A 16,435-nucleotide genomic window follows, 5' to 3' on the forward strand; every position below is an offset into this window, starting at 1 on the left:
ACGTGTTCCTTGTCCATGGGCGTCCTCACCATCGGTTCGATTCAAAAAAGAACTGCGGCACCGGCAATGCGCTGCCTTCGGCCAGAGCCTGGCGATACAGGCGCTGCCCCACGGCGAGGTCGAGCACGCCGAGGCCGAAGGGCGAGAAGATCGTTGGCAGGTCCGGGTCGAGGGTCACCTCACCGAGCATCAGTTGCGCCAGAGTGCCGGTGATAAAGGCGCGGCTCTGATAGCGCTGCACCGCCAGGTCCGGCGAGGTATTGGCCTTGAGGCAGTGCTCGACGTCATCCAGCAGGTTATTGGCGCTGGCGATGATTTCCGGGCCCAGGTCGCGCAGGGAAATATTCAGCAGCAACTGATCGGCACGGAAACGCCGGTCCAGCACATAGGGGCTGGGCGCGGTGGTGGCGAACAACACGACATCGGCGTCCAGCGCCTCGTCCAGCTCGACCAGGCGGGTTTGCAGGCGCCCCTGCCGCGCGCCGTGGGCCATAAGCGCCTGGGCGGACTCCAAGTGCTGGTCATGGATCATCACCTCGCCCAGTTCCCAGCCATCACTGACAAACAGATCGACAATGCTGCGGGCGATAAACCCGGCGCCAATCACTGCCAGGCGCCGAACCTGCCTGCGCTGATTGAGAATCCAGCGCGCCGCCAGCACCGCCGAGGCCGCCGTACGCAAGGCGCTGATCCGTGACGCTTCCAGACAGGCATAGGCATAACCGGTGTCAGCATCGTTGAGGATCAGCACCGCCGATGCTCGCTGCAGCCCCGACTGGATATTGCCGGGGAAGCTGGAAATCCATTTGATCCCGCTCACCGCAGGCGTGCCGGACAGGCTGGCAGGCAGCGCGATAATCCGGTTGGCCGGGGCTTCGGGAAAGCGCAGGAAGTAACTGTCGGGGTTGATCGAGCGTCCGGCATGGTGCTCCAGATAGGCGTGGCGCACGTCCTCGATACAGGCATTGGGGTCGGCCACCAGCAGCCTTGCCACGGTCTGGCCATCGACCACATGAAAAGGCGCCTGCTGTTGTTCGGCGTGCAGCCAGGTGGTGCGGGTTTCGTCGATGGGCATATCGTCCAGGGTCATGCCCAGTACGCCTCGCCCAAAACGCTGCTCGACCCAGTCATCGTCGTACAGCGTATCGAGGTAGCGATCGCCCCAGTCCGGCGACAACGCCACCACCACCGAACCCGGCGCGATGCGCTCGCGCCAGGCATGCACCGCCGAAATCACCGTGGCCGTGGAGCCTCCGACCAACAGGCCCTTGTTCCTCGCCAGCAGTCGGGACATGGCCACGGTATGGGCTTCCGGGACCATTTCCAGAGCATGAATGCCTTCGACATTGAAGATCGGCGGCCGCTGGCTGGTGCCCAGGCCGGGAATGAAGCGCTTGCCCGCCGGGGTGCCGAAGGTGACCGAGCCGATGCTGTCCACGGCAATGATCCTGGTCTGGGGATGATGACGCTGGAAATACTGTACGCAGCCCATCAGCGTGCCGGTGGTACCGGCGCCAACGAACAGGTAATCGACATGACCGAAACGCTGGCCGATGGAGCGCGCCGTGGTGCGGGCATGGGCGCGGGGATTCGCGGCGTTTTCGTACTGATTGAGCCAGACATAGCGCGGATCGGCCATGATCTTGTCGCGAATCAACGCGATTCGTGTGCCGAGGAATCCGCCGTTGGCATCGGCGGTTTCAACCTTGATTACGTCGGCGCCATAGCTGTGCATCATGCGGATGTTATGGGCCGAGCTATTGGGGTCGACCACACAGGTAAAGCGAATGCCGCGCTCGGCGCAGATCATCGCCAGGGCCACACCGAGGTTGCCGGACGACGACTCGATCAGCACGGTATCGGGCTTGATCAGGCCACGGCCTTGCAGATCGTCGACCAGGCCCACGGCAGTCTTCAGCTTGATGGAACCGGCCGGGTTGAGGGATTCCAGCTTGAGATAAAACTCATGGCCCAACCCGGCGACTTTCAGGAACGCCTGATCGTGAACGATATCGGAAAGCTTGTCGTACATGATCAGCGCCTCACTCGGCCAGGGCCGGCTGTGGCTGGGCGACCTGCACCGCACGGCCAAGGGCATTGGCGATACGCTCGGCGCGCAGGGCCATCAGGGAGAACGACTGGCTATCGCTGATGCCATGGCTGCGTTCGGACAAACCATTGACCCACACCTGCACATCGCACTCGCCCTGGGTCGCTACGTGGTAGTCGCGGTCGATGACCAGACCGCCGTCGATATCGACCTTTAGCCAGGGTTGCAGGTTGCTCAACAGCGGCGGAATCAGGTGCTGCTCAAAGCCGGTGCCCAGCACCACCCCATCCACTTCCACCACTTCACTGCGCTGGCTGAAGCTGTCGGTGAGGGTCACGCGGTAACCCTCGGCAATTTGCTCGATGGCGCTGATCGCCCGATAGGCATAGGTGCGCAGACGCTCGCGCCCGGCGATGCGGTCCTCGTAAATCAGGGAAAACAGCTTGCTGCTTTCGTCCGGATCGATGCCCGCGTAGTTGGTCGAACGGCTCCAATCGAGGAAGGTGTGGCGTTCGGCGTGGCTGAGGCTATGGAAGTAATCGACATGATCCGGCGCGAACACGCGATTGGGAAACTGGCCCAGCTGGGTGAGTTTGAAGCCCGCAGAACGGTGCACCGAATGCACTTCGATATCGCTGCGACGACTGAGCAATTCCAGTACCGACTCGCTGGCACTCTGCCCCGAACCCACTACCAGCCAGCGCTTGGGCAGTTGTTCGCCAAATGCCTGTACCCGGCTCAGGAACTGCGAGGTATGAAACAAACGCGGTCCGAGCAGGCCCTTAAAAGCCTCCGGCACCCGAGGCGCGCTGCCAGTGGACAGCACCAGATTGCGCGTGGTGAAGCTGCCCTGGGCGGTATCGACGCGCACCTGGCTCAGGCGGCCGTTACGAATGATCGGCAATACTTCACTGACCGGCGCCGCGAAATGGGTGTGGGCGTCAACCTGGCGGGAGACCCAGGCGACGTAATCCGACCACTCATGACGGCTGGCCGGACGCCCCAGCAGGCCAAAGTCGAACAGGCGACCCTGGCTCTTCAGGTACATGGCGAAGGAAAAGCGGCTGCGCGGGTTGCGTGGCGTGACCAGGTCGCGAAAGACGTGGTGATTGATATCCGTGCCTGCCAACAGCAGCTCGGGGTGCCATTGGGTCTCGGCCGCGCGCTCCAGGTAGCGCAGGGACAGGCGTGCCAACGGCGTGTTGTCGTCCTGGGCGTCCTCGAACGCGCACGAAAGGGCAATGCCGGCCGGGCCGAAGCCAATACAGATTGCATCAGAGTGTTGCGCTGATAAGTGTTCCATACAAAGGTCATCCATCGTGAAGTAATTGGCAAAACAACAGGTTCAATCGGCCACAGGCAGCAGCCCGTCAGGGGTCAGGTGCCAGACCCGATTGCAGGCGCCCCGGCATTCGCCCTGGTCGAAACCGACATCGCCCAGGGGTGTGCGCCAGGTCGAGTGATTCAGGGCGTCAAGCAGGCGAGTACGGCGCAGCCCGCGCCCGGCCAACTGTCCGAGTACGTGAAACAGCAACAGGCTTTCGCGGTAATAGGTCTGCGGCAGGCCATCGAATAGGGCCTGATGGCAGAGCGTTGCCGGGCAGGCAGCGGCGCCCTGCCCGGCCACGCCAAAGCCAATCACCCAAGTGGACTGATCGTCAGCAGCGGCAACGCCGAGATAGGGAGAAGCAGCGTCATCGGTAAGGATCAGCGGCCGCCGACTGCCTGCGACCCGGCGCGCCTGCCAATGCTCGCGGCTGCTGCGCAGGCGTCCGGCAAAGATCTCGATCTCGGCCTGATCGCGCGTGGCAAGCTGCGCTAAACCCGCCTGACTGGCGGCAGCGGCAATTGCCTGGGCCAACGCCTGACCATGGGCGCTTTCGTCAGCATCGATATGCAGCGACTGCCAGCCGCGCTGACCGATAAAACGCAGCAGATCCTTGGCCAATTGCCGATCTGACGGGCAGAAACGGAAGACGTTGTGATGATCCAGGGTCAGGCGATCCAGAGTCGCCGCCGGAGTCAGCAAGGCAATACCCGCCGCCCGATAAATCGGCACTGCACCCAAGGCCGCATCAGAGGAAAAATGCCCGACGATGATATCCGCGCCCCACTGCACCAGTTTCCGAGCCACCTCGACGCCGCGCTCGCGGTGAGCGCCATCGTCGAGAAAGTGCCACTGCACCTGAGCCAGCGCCGGGATGCTGTTGCGGGCCGTAGCCAGGGCGCGCATGAATGTGCGGGCATGGGGCGTGTCGGCCGGATCGAACAGCGCCGATATGCCGACCTTGAGACGTACGCCGCTCATGGCTGCACCGCCGCGAATGCAGGGGCCGTGACGCCGACACGCTGCGGCGAAAACATTGACCAGCTGCCGCTCCGGGGCCAGGCACCGGCCAGATGCTGTTGCACCTGCTCCAGGGCAATCTGCGCCACGCCGGGCGCGAACTTGAAACCCAGGCCGCACATGCCACTGGCGAGGAATACCGGGCTGTCTTGGCTGCAGAAGCCGATCAGCGGCCGACCATCCGGGCTGTAGCTGTCGAAACCCGGCAGCACATCCAGTACCGCTGGCTTGGCCGCAGCGCCCAGCAAGCCTTGCACCCTGCAGCGGGCATCCTCTTCATGACGCTGATCCGGCGCCGCCAGTTGCTCAGGAAAGCGGGCCTCATCGCGCAGGCCGCAGCCGCTCTGGACAATGGCTGAGGTCAAGGGAATGGCATAAGACTGGCTCACCGCATCGATCAGCGGCACCGTGCAATGGGCCGTCGTGCCAACCCGGGCCAGGGGTATCGAGCGGCTATACAAGGGCAGGTCCGGCAACAGCTGTCGCGTCCAGGCACCGGTAGCCACCACTATGGCGCGGCAGCGTAAGGTGGCCTGGCCCAATGCCAGCCGCACCTCGTGCCGCGATACGCAGTCGATGGACTGAATCTCGCAGTGTTCCAACAGCAAACCCTGCTGACGCACCACGTTAGCCATGGCGCCGCTGGCCTGACGCACATTGCCGATGCTGGCGTGGGGTTCGTACAGATTGATCCTCTGGCTATCCGAGCTGTTACCCACGCCCATATCGACGACTTCCTGCGCCGATAGCAGACGCATCGGATAATAAGGCCGGGCGAAACTGCGGACTGCCCCGTCAATCGCCTCGGCCTGATCCATCGCCGCCCGATAAATCACTCCGGTACGGCGCAAGGCTTTGCCATAAGTCTCGGCCAACACCCCCTCGGCCAGTTGGCCCAGGGACAGCGCCGTGAGCGCCATCAGTGCCGGGTCGGCGTCATACAGACGCAGCAGCCCGCCGGAGTAGCCGCTGGCCCCGCTTGCTCCGGCTGCACCCTTGTCGATCAGCGCCACGGCAAGCCCGGCGCTGCACAGCCTGGCAGCGATACTGGCACCGATAATCCCGGCGCCGATCACCGCAACGTCATAGTCGATATACATGTACCGAGTCCGTTCAGATGGAGTATTCGGCCGCCGAGCCGCTCATGATGGTGGCCGTGACCCGGGCTTCGGGCAGCTCGAACGCCTCGATCAACCGTGCGGCCATATCCGGAATCAGCGACTGCCCGGCAATAGCCATGAACGCCGCGAAATGGCTGACCGGCCGACCCTCAGCGAGACGCATGCGAGTAATGGCGATCACATCAAGCAATACCGCCGCCATGGCCTTCATGGAGAACTGCGCCGCGTCGCTGGCCGCTATCCATTGCAGGCGCAGCGCTTCCAGCAGCCCGGCATCGGCGCCGCACAGGCCGCTCCACCAGTCGCCACCCTGCTGCCCGGCACTGTTCAGCAGCGCCGGAAAGAAGGTGCCGAACACCTCCTCGCGCCACTCAAGGAAATGTGCCAGGCGAAAATCGCCTTCGCAGTCCTCGGGAGCGATGCTGGCCAGGTACAGGCGCGCACTGTCGGCACAGGCCTGGCGCGCAAGGTCACCGACCCAGATCGCATGGTTGCGGCTGGTGGACAGGTTCAGGCCATCGAGCTTGAGGAACTGGTTGGGCACAAAACGCTGATCGACTTTCAAGTGATCCAGCACCGCCAACTGCGCCGGGTAGACCACGGCATGACTGAACACGCAGTCAAAACCGAGGAAGTGCACCAGAGTGCCCTGCCCCGACTGCCAGTACTGGCGAAACAGTTCCGGCTGGCCGATACGGTCGGCATGCTCGCGGAACGCCGCCATATAACCGGCCAGGCCCATGAACCAGGTATGCACCCGGCAGGAACCGTCTGCGGCCAGGTCCAGCCCGGCATCGCCCGGTCGGGTCACGCCCCAGTCATGCAGGTGTTCGAGGGTCTCGTGCAGCCAGTTGTCCAGGGGCTTGCGCCATTTGCGATTGAGCAAGGTGTCGCGCAGGTGGGGCTTGAACAGCTCCAGCTTGAGGAACGCGCGATTCGTACTGCGCCATTGCGACGGCTGACGACACAGCTTGCAGCGCAAGTCGCCCATCAGTTCAGCGTCCGGGGCCTGGGCGCAGTTTTCGCACTGGCTGGCATCGGATTCGGCGCCGCAGTAATTGCACAGGCCCCGAGCAAAGGCTTCGTAACCCCAACGGTCGCAATCCGGGCAATAGGGCTCCATGGAATCGCGAAATTCGATAAAGCCTGCCCTGTGCGCGTTCTCAAACACCTCGCGTACGGCGTCGGCGAAGTACGGATTGCGATAAGGGCGCATCCAGTTATCCGGACGGATATTGATCGCCGCCAGGGACGCTTCGATGCGATCGGTATTGCTGCGCGCCAGTTGCACCGGGTCCGTGCCAGTCTCCAGGCCCTTGCGCAGCATGTACGACTGATAATCGTCGGAATAGGACAGCAACACGCAGTCATGACCGCGCTGGCGTTGTACCCGGGCAAATACATCGGCGCCGAGAAAGGGTCCGGCGATATGGCCGATATGCAGGTCGCCGTTGGGAGTCGGCGGCGTGATGGTGACCACGAACTTAGTCATCGAGGCACCCCGTTTTCTCGTTGTGCCCGGCAACGAAGGCGTTGACGTAGTTCATGTCCCACCAGACCACGTAAAAGTGAAAGTCCTCGTCCGAGTCGTTGATCACGTAGTGGTTGGTGTGTTTCGGGATCGCCGCAATGTCGCCGACCGCGAATTCCATTTCACGCTCCCCGACCACCAGCTTCGCCCGCCCCTTGATGGCGATGAAGATTTCCTGGTCGATCTGGGTATGGGCCTCGCTGGAGGTGCCTGGGCGCACGACGCACCAGCCTCCGGCAAATGGCATCGGATAACCCTGCCAGGGCAATAAGCGATTGCCATCCAGTCCATATTCATGAACCAGCCCATCGAAGTTTGTTTTGCGATGTATCTCGAACTTTTGCATTTTCAAGCCCGTGCGCTGTTGGTGGGCTGGAGGATGCAAGTTGTCGATAGAAGGCGGCTATCCGATTAATAGTTATAAGCGATGATTAGCATCTAAATTTTCGATACCCCCGCGCAGTACGTGGCCTGCGTGGCAGACGCCCGGGTTTTTACTATTGAACTTTTGGCAATGAAGCAGGTACTCGCAGGTATCACTTCTGATGATGGCGCCTATCACTAAGCACCATTTCAGAAGTTGCCAGGCAGCGGCCTAGAATTATCCCAACAGCGAAGAAACATGATCACTTCGCGCCTTGCCTGCCGCATTTTGTTGTACCGGAGAATCCCATGAAATACGTAATGTTTGCCGCCTTGTCGATGTTCAGTCTTTTTGCTGCTGCCGCCGAGGCGCCAGCCGCCGCAACCGCTCAGAGCGAGCAGTACAACTACTCGCAGAATCTGGATATCGCCAAGGTAATCAGCATCACCAGCACCAATGCCAACCAGGCGGCCAGCAGCTGCGGCCCGGAAGAAGCGCATATGGTCTACGTCGATAGCAAAGGTGCGCGCCATGACCTGCAATACACCCGCATGGGTGAGAATTGCGAACAGGGTTGATACCGCGCTTTTTGCAGGACGTGCTTTTGTGGGACCGGCTTTAGCCGGGAAGACGATTCTATCTGGCGAAACAAATTCGGCGGATGTATCGGGCCCCTTCCCGGCTAAAGCCGGTCCCACAAATCTTCGCTGAACCGGCAGAACCTGATCAAACCTTCACCGGATTCAACCGCGCCCACATCGCCCGGCTGAAAATCCACAACATGGTTACGGTTGCTACCACGGCAATCACCAGGAACACGTCGTTATACGCCAGGATATTGGCCTCCCGGGTTGCTGCTGCAGCAATCGAGCGCAGCCCCGCCACCTGCTGCGCGCCGGGGTCGGCCAGTATCTTTGCATAGGCTGACGCCGCCTGTTGCACCCTTCCCGCCACCAATGGCTCAGTGCCTGCCAGATGCTCCACCAACTGGCTGGAGTGAAACTTTTCCCGCACTGTCTGGAACGTCCCCAGCGCCGCCGAACCGACCAGCCCGCCGATGTTCTGGGTCATGCTGAACAACACGGTAAAACTCACCAGGTTGCGCGAATCAGCGATCACTCCGCCCAGGCCGGTGATCAGGGTCGGGCCGAGGAAATAGGCGCCGCCGAAAGCCAGGAGAAACTGGCTGATATACATGTTCGAGGCGCGGGTCAGGTTGGTGGCACTGCTGTCCATCCAGGCTCCTGCGGCCATCATCGCCAGGGAAATCACCAAAGGCTTCATCAAGTGCGCCGGGTCGATGGTCCAGGCACTGGTGATCAGCCCGGCAATACTGGCCAGCAGAATCACGGCAAAGAGCGTCTGCAATTGATCGTTCTGCAAGTCAAACAACTGCAGGAAGCCCACGGCGCCGATAGCCTGTTCCGACAGCACTACGCGAATCAGGACTACAGCCAACGCCAGCTTGATGATATTGGCGCTGCCCAGCCATTTCAGATTGAGCATGGGCCGGGCCCGGTTGCGTTCGATAGCCAGCCCCGCGCAGATGCACAGGATCGAACCGGCACTCGCCACACCAATCCATGGCGCCTCGAACCACCAGTCGATCCGCCCCAGGGACAGCACCGCGCAGAACAGCGCCGCGCCACTGGCCAGCAGGATAAAGGTGAGGAAATCCATTTTCTCGAACACCTTGCTGCGATCCCCCGGCGGCAACTTGAGGGCAAACACGCAGGCAAAAGACAACAGCGCCAGACCCAGTTCGAATACGTACAGGCCGCGCCACTCATCGATCTGCAACAGGTTCATGGAGACCATGCGGGCGATGGGAATCGCCAGTTGCGACGAGCCAAAACCCAGCACCACCGCACGCAGGCGCCATTTCCCTGGCCAGGCCTGAATCATGTAGAACAGCCCGAGCGAGGTCAGGGACGCGCCGACCATGCCATGCACCGCGCGCACGGCAATGGCCGAATCCAGGGTATTGACGAACAGATGGGCAAAGGTCACCAGCACATACAACAGCAGGAACAGCTCGGTGAACAGTTGCAGGCCGAACTGCTGACGAAACCGCACCAGAATCAGATTCATCGACACATAGGTCATGTAATAGGCCGCAGGCAGCCAGGCAATCTCCGGCGTATCGGCGGACAGATAACCCTGCAGATAGGGCAGATTGACCGTGACCATGGCATTGCCCAGGCCGCCGGTAACCCCCAGCAACACGCTGATGAAAGCAAAGGCAAAACGCTCAGGCAGGCTGTGCTCCGGGGTCGAGGGCGAGCCGGGGACGAAAGGCTTTTCCGAGGGCAGCCATTGATGGGGCGCGTATTTGTCCAACAGCGTCGACTCCGCAGCAAAAACGCCTTGATCCCATAGAAAACGCGGCCGGTATTGCATCCTTGTGCGGGCTTCGAGGACGACGCCAATCCCTGTAGGGGCCGTGTATCACCTCATGCCGGTAGCGCCCTGCCCCCTTCATCGCTACTCTGGTCAGATCTTCATTCATCAGCCTCAAGGATGCGCTCGCGTGAATCACTCGTCTCTTGCCGCACTGCTCGTCGATGCTTATCAGAACCGCCGCACCATCAGCCCGGAACAGATCCCCGCTGACAAACCGGCGTCTTACGCCGTGCAGCAGGAAGTCCTGCGCTTGCGCGGATCTGAAGTCGGGGGCTGGAAACTTGGGTCGAAATCGTCCACGGGACCGATCCAGGGCGCGATGCTGCCAGCCGATTGCCTGTTGGCCAGTGGCGCTGAGCTTGAGTTCGCGGCCTACACCAAGCCGGCCATTGAGCTGGAAATCGCCTTTCGTCTGAACCGCGCCTTTACCCCGCGCGATGAGCCTTATAGCGATGCCGAGGTGCTGGGGGCCATCGGTTCCATGGGCACGACCATCGAGATCGTTGCCAGCCGGATCAACACCTGGCCGAAAGTCGAGCCAATGCTGTCCCTCGCTGATCTGCTCAACCATGGCGCACTGATAGTGGGGGATTTCATCGATTACGACGCGGCGTTCCCGTTTATCGAGCCCGCGCTGAGCTTTACCTATGCCGACGAAGACATCGTGCCCGGCGATGGCGTCAACCCGGCCGGCGATCCACGTCGCCTGCTGCCGTGGCTGGTCAACCACTACACCAGCCAGGGCCTGACCCTGACGCCGGACATCGTCATCACCACCGGCTCCTACACGGGAATGCATTTCCCAACGGAGCCGGGTGTGGCGTTGGCCGAAATCAGAGGTCTGCCGGGTATCGGCTTCAGCTTTATCTAGTCCAACAAGCGCCAGGCAGTCATTGCGACCGGCCTGGCGCGTACCCTCACATCAGAAGATGTTGATCGGGTAATCGGCAATCAGACGGAACTCATTGATATCGCCTTCAGCCTGGTCGGCATTGGCACGGTGCCAGGACTGACGCATACGCAATGAAAGATCCTTGACCGGCCCCGATTGCACGACATATTTGGCTTCCAGGTTAATCTCGTGATGTTTGCCATCATCGCCATATCCGTAGTTGCGATATGGGCTGTTGGCCGCCATATGGCTGCCGTCGATATCATCACCGGTAATATAGCGAGTCATGAAACTGAGGCCAGGAACGCCATAAGTTGCCATGTTCAGGTCATAACGAACCTGCCAGGATTTCTCACCCGGACCGTTGAAGTCAGAGTACTGCACGGAGTTGGCGAGGAAAATCGAATCACCGGTATCGCCGGGGCCGTTATGGCCAAACGCTACATAGTCAAATGGCGTATCGCCATGAACTTTCTGGAACGCCAGCGTAACGGTGTGAGCACTCAGGAAAGAGTAAGCCGCCGCCAGGGACCAGGTCGTGTTGCTGATATCGCCCGCCTTGGCTGAACCGGTATCGTTGGTGCGATAGATGTTGAAATCGAAGTTCAACGATTGCAGATCAGAGATCGGCAAGGTCCAGTTGGTATTGGCGTAGTACTGATCCCAGATATCTTCGAGCTTGGAACCGTAAAGACTAACGGTCAGATTGTCCGAGATCGCGTATTTGCCACCGGCATAGTCGATGCTATTGGCCGCCACGTTGGCATAGGAGGCATACAGCTCCTGATCGTGGTTGGTAGTGACCGGGCCGTTGCTGCTGGTGAAATGGCCAGCATCCAGGTCAAGACCCGCGATCTCGCTGCTCAGTAGATTGAAGCCGGTCGCGGTCTGTGGAAACAGACGCGAACCACCGGCAGCGAAGACCGGCGCGGTAGGTTGCAGGTCGCCGTAGTGCAATTCGGTCTTGGAAATACGCACTTTTACCGAGCCGCCAGCGGTGCCGTACTGGTCTTCAGGCTCGCCATTGTTGCGCACTGGCAGGTTGCCGGTGCCGCTGGTGCCTGCGCCGCCATCGAGCTTAAGGCCCCAGTAACCGTAGGCATCAACGCCGACACCGACGGTGCCCTGGGTGAAACCGGAGCTGAAATTACCCAGTACACCCTGGGTCCAGTCCCTGCGATCGCCACCGCCATTCTTGCCGTCGCGATTGAAGTAGTAATTCTTGAGGTGGATATTGAGGCTGCTACCTTCGACAAAACCTGTGGCCGTCGACTGGTCACTGACCACAGCGGCCATGGCCATTTGACTCACGCCTAGAGAGACCGCGAGCGTGACGAGATTCCACTTCATGAACGTCATTGTTTTCCCCTGTTTCAAATGTGTACCTGTAGCCGTTAATGCCGAGAAACAGGGCTTGTCCCGCAACTCAGGCAACAACGAAATACGGGTAGAAGAACGACGGCAGATGAAAAAAGTTTAATGTTGCCGTTATTGAAACGCCACGGCTATACCACAGGTCTTTGACCCGATTCTTATATTCGCTACGGTCGATCCGTATAGGATTTGCTCACCCTTGCGACAATTTTGTAACATTTTCTCTCCGATTTAATCTTGTCGAATTAGTGATAGTCACTATCGATCTTCGTAATAGTTTGATTCTGCGCAGCGATGGTAACGTTGGCCCCGATGAATTCAGCAGCTCAATTGTTTTCTGTTATCCGCAGCAGATAAGCGGTTGAGCAGTTGCTCCACTTCATCATTCCTTTGGTAACGCCTTTATAGCCACCCCATTGCTCAGTGAGGTGGCTTTTTTTATGCCCGCAACTTGCACTACAGCCCGCCGACAAAGGCTTTGATACGTTCACAGGCGCGCGCAAGATGGGCCTCGCTGAGGGTAAAGGACAGGCGCACGAAACCCTGGGCCGGCTCGCCAAAAGCCGCCGCGTCGAGCACCGAAACACCCCCTTCACGGTACAGCCGCCAGGCAAAATCCAGGGAGCCGAGACCGGTGCCGCGCACATCGACGAGCACGAACATCCCTGCATCAGGTTTGAGCACTTTCAACTGCGCACATGCTCCCAGGCTCTCGACCACCAGGTCGCGGCGGCGCCGATAGACCTCGCACATGTCCCGGGTGACTTCGTCATGGGCCAGGACCGCTGCCAGGGCGCCTTCCATGACGAACCCCGGCAAGCCGTAAAGCATGCTTAGCGACAGGTTCTCGACATGGGCCACCAACTCAGGCGCCGCTACCAGCCAGCCTATGCGCCAGCCGGTCATGGCATGAGACTTGGACAGGCTGCAGACAATGACGCAGCGTTCTTCCATGCCCGGCAGGCTTGCCAGGCTGACGTGTTCGCGCTCGTAGCACAGGCTTTCGTAGACTTCGTCCACCACTACCCATAGATCATGGGCAATCGCCAGTCGGGCGATGCCTCGCAACTCGTCGGCATTAAGAACGACACCGGTAGGATTGTTCGGATTGGACAGGAATATCGCCCTTGTATGAGCGGTAATAGCCGCCTCCAGCCTTTGCAGGTCGGGGCGAAAGCCATCGTCGGCATCGCAGGTCACCCGTACGAGCGTCGCACCTGAGGCCTTGAGGGTGGCTTCGTAGGTGACGTACATCGGATCGAGCACCAGTACCTCATCACCAGCCTGCAACAGGCAAAGGGATGCAGCGAACAAGGCATTCTGCGCCCCCGCCAGGGTAATCACGCTGGCCGCCGACACTTCGCGCCCCAGACGCTTGCTGTAACGCCCGGCGATGGCCTGGCGCAGATCCGGGCGTCCGGCGATATCCGTGTAATGGGTATCACCTGCCTGCAAGGCGCCCACGGCAGCTTTGGTAATGAAGTCAGGCGTGGCGAAATCCGGATCGCCAACGCTGAGAATCAGCACATCGCTGCCCTGCCGCTGGGCCTCAAAAGCTTCGTGGTGAATGTCCCAGGCTGCCACACCATGCCCGGCGATTCGTTCGACAAAAGGGGAAAAGCGCATGCCAGAGCCTCTGCAGAGAAAAATCGATAGCGCCACGCTACACCATGCGACGCAAGATCAAGGGACCAACATAGGCAACGATTAACGTTCGATCAATTGTAGATAATGTCGAATCGATGGCGTTGATAGTTAAAAACAGCGAGCCGATCTTCACTTGACAGTGTAAAAGAGCGACAAAGTGATGGCTTAGTAGAATCACTCACTCTTCTCCCCTGTCGTCCGGAAGGCCTTATGTCCAAACAATTTACAATCGCCAAAAGACTCGGGCTGGGTTTCGGCCTGGTCCTGGCCCTCATGATTGCCGTCGCCGCCATCGGCGTGCAACGTGTCGGATTGATCGAAAACACCCTGAACGGTGTCAGCGAAGACGCCTCGATCAAACAGCGCTATGCCATCAACTTCCGCGGCAGCGTGCATGACCGCGCCATCGCTATCCGCGATGCCGTACTGGTGCACAGCGAAGACAATCTGGCGATACACCTGCGTGATATCGAGCGGCTCAACGCCCTCTACCAAGCCTCGGCAACACCCATGGATCAGATCTTCCAGAGCAAAGGCGCCAGCGGCGAAGAAAGAAAACTTCTGGACGACATCAAGGCCAGCGAACGCGCCACCCTGGCGGCCACTGACGCGCTGCTCAAGCTGCGCCAGCAAGGCGAGCAGGACAAGGCGCAAACCCTGCTGATGACCCAGGTTTCCGGGCTGTACAAGGACTGGCTCAACCGTATCAACGCTTTGATCGACCATGAAGAAGCCTCGATCGGCAAGGACGTCGGCTTCGTCCGCGAAACCGCCTCGCATTTTGCCCTGCTGATTTCCCTGGCCACGGCCGTAGCGGTGATCATTGGCGTGATTGCCTCGCTGATGATTATCACCAGCATCAAATCGACCCTGGGCGCCGAGCCCCACGAAGTGGCCCGGCTGATCCGCCGCCTGGCCAGTGGCGAACTCAACGACACTATCGAAACCAAATACCCGGACAGCGTCATGGGCGCCCTGAAAGCCACCACCACGCATCTGTCCGCGACCATTACCCAGGTACGCTCGGTGGCCATGGAACTGATGGGTTCGTCGTCGCAGCTGCGTTCGAGTTCGGACAGCAACAGCGAGCAGATGCGCCTGCAAACCAGCGAAACCGAGCGCATGGCTACCGCGATCTCGCAAATGAATGCCACTGTGCATGAAGTGGCCGGTTATGCCAGTCAGGCCGCCAATGCCACGCAGAACGTCGATCTGGAAGTGGAAAAAGGCAAACAGGTGGTCGAAGGCACCGCCAGCGCCATGGGCGAACTGGCCCAGACCCTGGAAGCGGCAGCACAGTCAGTGGGTCAGGTGGCCCAGGACAGCCAGCAGATCGAGGGCATAGTCGATGTGATCAACTCCATTGCCGAGCGCACCAACCTGTTGGCCCTTAACGCCGCTATCGAAGCCGCGAGGGCCGGTGAGGCAGGCCGTGGCTTTGCCGTGGTTGCCGATGAGGTGCGCTCCCTGGCGACCCGGACCCAGGACTCGACCCGGGAAATCCGCGAAATGGTCGGCCAGTTGCAGACAGGCGCCGGCAAGACCGCCGGGCTGATGCATGACAGCCGCCAGATGGCCCAGCGCACCGTGGAGCAGACCCGTCTGGCGCAAAGCGCCCTTATTCAGATTCGTCACGAAGTCAGTGCAATCAACGGCATGAACGCGCAGATCGCCACGGCTTCGGCACAGCAAGGTGTCGCCACTCAGGATGTCAGCCTGAATATCCACCGCATCCACGACTCTGCCATGGAGGCTGCGGTGGGCTCCAATCAGGTCGCGCGCTCGAGCCTGGAGCTGTCGAACCTGGCGGATGTGCTGACGGATCGGGTGAGTTTCTTCAAGGTATAAGGGAGGCACTTTTTGTGGGACCGGCTTCAGCCGGGAAGACATCTGGACAGACGATGGAGATGTATCGACCCTGCCCAAGCCTTCCCGGCTAAAGCCGGTCCCACCGTGTTACGCGGCAAGCAGTAAATATTTTTACGGCCTCTGCGAATAAACCCTCCCCCTGCGGTGTTAACCATCAGACACCACAGAGGGTTACCCATGAACGACCTGCACTCCCCCGGCCATGAACGTTATGACCGCCTGACTCAATGGTTCCACTGGCTGACCGCCGCGACCGTGATCTTTCTGTTTGCCAGCGCCCATATCTGGGAAAACCTGGACAAGGGCACGGACCTGCGCCGCGGTCTGCAATCGGTGCATATTTCCCTGGGGATCGCCCTGGCCGTGCTGATTGTGTTGCGGATCGTCTGGCGGCTGTTCATCGGTACTCACCTGCCCGCCAACGGCTCCCCCGCCACCCGCCTGCTGGCCAGGCTCGGCCATCTGGCCCTGTACGGCCTGTTGCTCGCACAAATTGCACTAGGCTTTATGTTTCGCTGGGCTCAGGGTGAGCGCTTCGAGTTTTTTGGCCTGTTTGCCATTCCCTCTCCGCTGGCCACGGATCACGACTTCGCCCATGTGCTCGGCGGCCTGCACGACAAGGTGGCCTGGGTGATCATCATCCTCGCCGGTCTGCACGCCTGCGCCGCGCTGATTCATCACTCTGTTCTGAAGGATCCGACCCTGCGCCGGATGCTGCCTGCATCACGCCGCTGATTTTTTTGCAGGGCCGATGAATAAAACCGCGAACAGGGGTGTTTACCCAAGTGCACGCCCAACTCCTCAGGAGATACGCCGATGAATACTTCACTCTTCAAC

The 16,435-nt window shown here is 60.3% G+C and carries 12 protein-coding genes and 2 pseudogenes; 5 read left to right on the forward strand and 9 right to left on the reverse strand.

Translation table 11 applies throughout. The features are described from left to right. Positions 1-25 precede the first annotated feature (25 nt). The 6 genes from sbnB to AC1Z24_RS17495 are packed head-to-tail and all read right to left on the reverse strand — an operon-like array spanning position 26 to position 7,395. Positions 26-2,032, reverse strand: coding sequence for a 2,3-diaminopropionate biosynthesis protein SbnB (sbnB, locus tag AC1Z24_RS17470; protein WP_483741937.1), 2,007 nt, complete (start codon positions 2,030-2,032; stop codon positions 26-28). A gap of 10 nt (positions 2,033-2,042) precedes the next feature. Further along, on the reverse strand, positions 2,043-3,353 hold the full coding sequence (locus AC1Z24_RS17475; protein ID WP_483741938.1) for a lysine N(6)-hydroxylase/L-ornithine N(5)-oxygenase family protein: 1,311 nt from the start codon (positions 3,351-3,353) through the stop codon (positions 2,043-2,045). A 42-nt stretch (positions 3,354-3,395) separates the two neighbouring features. Continuing rightward, positions 3,396-4,358 carry an ABC transporter substrate-binding protein gene (locus AC1Z24_RS17480; protein ID WP_483741939.1) on the reverse strand — a complete coding sequence of 321 codons (963 nt, stop codon included), beginning with the start codon at positions 4,356-4,358 and terminating at the stop codon, positions 3,396-3,398. Beyond that, entirely contained in the window at positions 4,355-5,497 is a 1,143-nt protein-coding gene (locus AC1Z24_RS17485) for an NAD(P)/FAD-dependent oxidoreductase (RefSeq protein WP_483741940.1), read from the reverse strand. The genes AC1Z24_RS17480 and AC1Z24_RS17485 overlap by 4 nt, the downstream gene beginning before the upstream one ends. A 13-nt stretch (positions 5,498-5,510) precedes the next feature. Further along, a complete protein-coding gene (locus tag AC1Z24_RS17490; protein WP_483741941.1) occupies positions 5,511-7,010 on the reverse strand; it encodes a methionine--tRNA ligase in 1,500 nt (499 codons plus the stop codon). Continuing rightward, positions 7,003-7,395: a cupin domain-containing protein gene (locus AC1Z24_RS17495; protein WP_483741942.1), complete on the reverse strand. Its 393-nt coding sequence runs from the start codon at positions 7,393-7,395 to the stop codon at positions 7,003-7,005. The genes AC1Z24_RS17490 and AC1Z24_RS17495 overlap by 8 nt, the downstream gene beginning before the upstream one ends. Positions 7,396-7,721: 326 nt before the next feature. Between AC1Z24_RS17495 and AC1Z24_RS17500 the strand changes: the two genes are divergently transcribed. Next, positions 7,722-7,991 (forward strand): DUF2790 domain-containing protein, encoded by a 270-nt coding sequence (locus AC1Z24_RS17500; RefSeq protein WP_413300761.1) that lies wholly within the window; start codon positions 7,722-7,724, stop codon positions 7,989-7,991. Between the two features lie 148 nt (positions 7,992-8,139). Here AC1Z24_RS17500 and AC1Z24_RS17505 read toward each other — a convergent pair whose 3' ends face one another. Next, positions 8,140-9,756: an MFS transporter gene (locus AC1Z24_RS17505; RefSeq protein ID WP_483746652.1), complete on the reverse strand. Its 1,617-nt coding sequence runs from the start codon at positions 9,754-9,756 to the stop codon at positions 8,140-8,142. 187 nt (positions 9,757-9,943) lie between these two features. Between AC1Z24_RS17505 and AC1Z24_RS17510 the strand changes: the two genes are divergently transcribed. Beyond that, positions 9,944-10,687 (forward strand): 2-keto-4-pentenoate hydratase, encoded by a 744-nt coding sequence (locus AC1Z24_RS17510; protein WP_483741943.1) that lies wholly within the window; start codon positions 9,944-9,946, stop codon positions 10,685-10,687. A 51-nt stretch (positions 10,688-10,738) separates the two neighbouring features. Here the strand turns inward: AC1Z24_RS17510 and AC1Z24_RS17515 are convergent, their stop codons facing one another. Both AC1Z24_RS17515 and AC1Z24_RS17520 read right to left on the reverse strand, forming a co-directional pair. Then, the gene (locus AC1Z24_RS17515; protein WP_483741944.1) at positions 10,739-12,067 is read right to left on the reverse strand and encodes an OprD family porin; all 1,329 of its coding nucleotides are present in this window, start codon (positions 12,065-12,067) and stop codon (positions 10,739-10,741) included. Between the two features lie 483 nt (positions 12,068-12,550). After that, positions 12,551-13,708, reverse strand: a pseudogene (locus AC1Z24_RS17520) (pyridoxal phosphate-dependent aminotransferase); the annotation flags it as partial. Positions 13,709-14,002: 294 nt separating this feature from the next. On the opposite strand from AC1Z24_RS17520, the pseudogene AC1Z24_RS17525 reads away from it, so the two are divergent. The 3 genes and pseudogenes from AC1Z24_RS17525 to AC1Z24_RS17535 all read left to right on the forward strand — a co-directional run. After that, positions 14,003-14,401 (forward strand): annotated as a pseudogene (locus AC1Z24_RS17525) (MCP four helix bundle domain-containing protein); the annotation flags it as partial. Positions 14,402-14,989: 588 nt separating this feature from the next. Then, positions 14,990-15,577: a methyl-accepting chemotaxis protein gene (locus AC1Z24_RS17530; protein WP_409033920.1), complete on the forward strand. Its 588-nt coding sequence runs from the start codon at positions 14,990-14,992 to the stop codon at positions 15,575-15,577. Between the two features lie 198 nt (positions 15,578-15,775). After that, positions 15,776-16,333 (forward strand): cytochrome b, encoded by a 558-nt coding sequence (locus AC1Z24_RS17535; RefSeq protein ID WP_483741945.1) that lies wholly within the window; start codon positions 15,776-15,778, stop codon positions 16,331-16,333. Positions 16,334-16,435 lie beyond the last annotated feature (102 nt).

It is taken from the genome of Pseudomonas sp. JL23 (genome assembly GCF_056933585.1).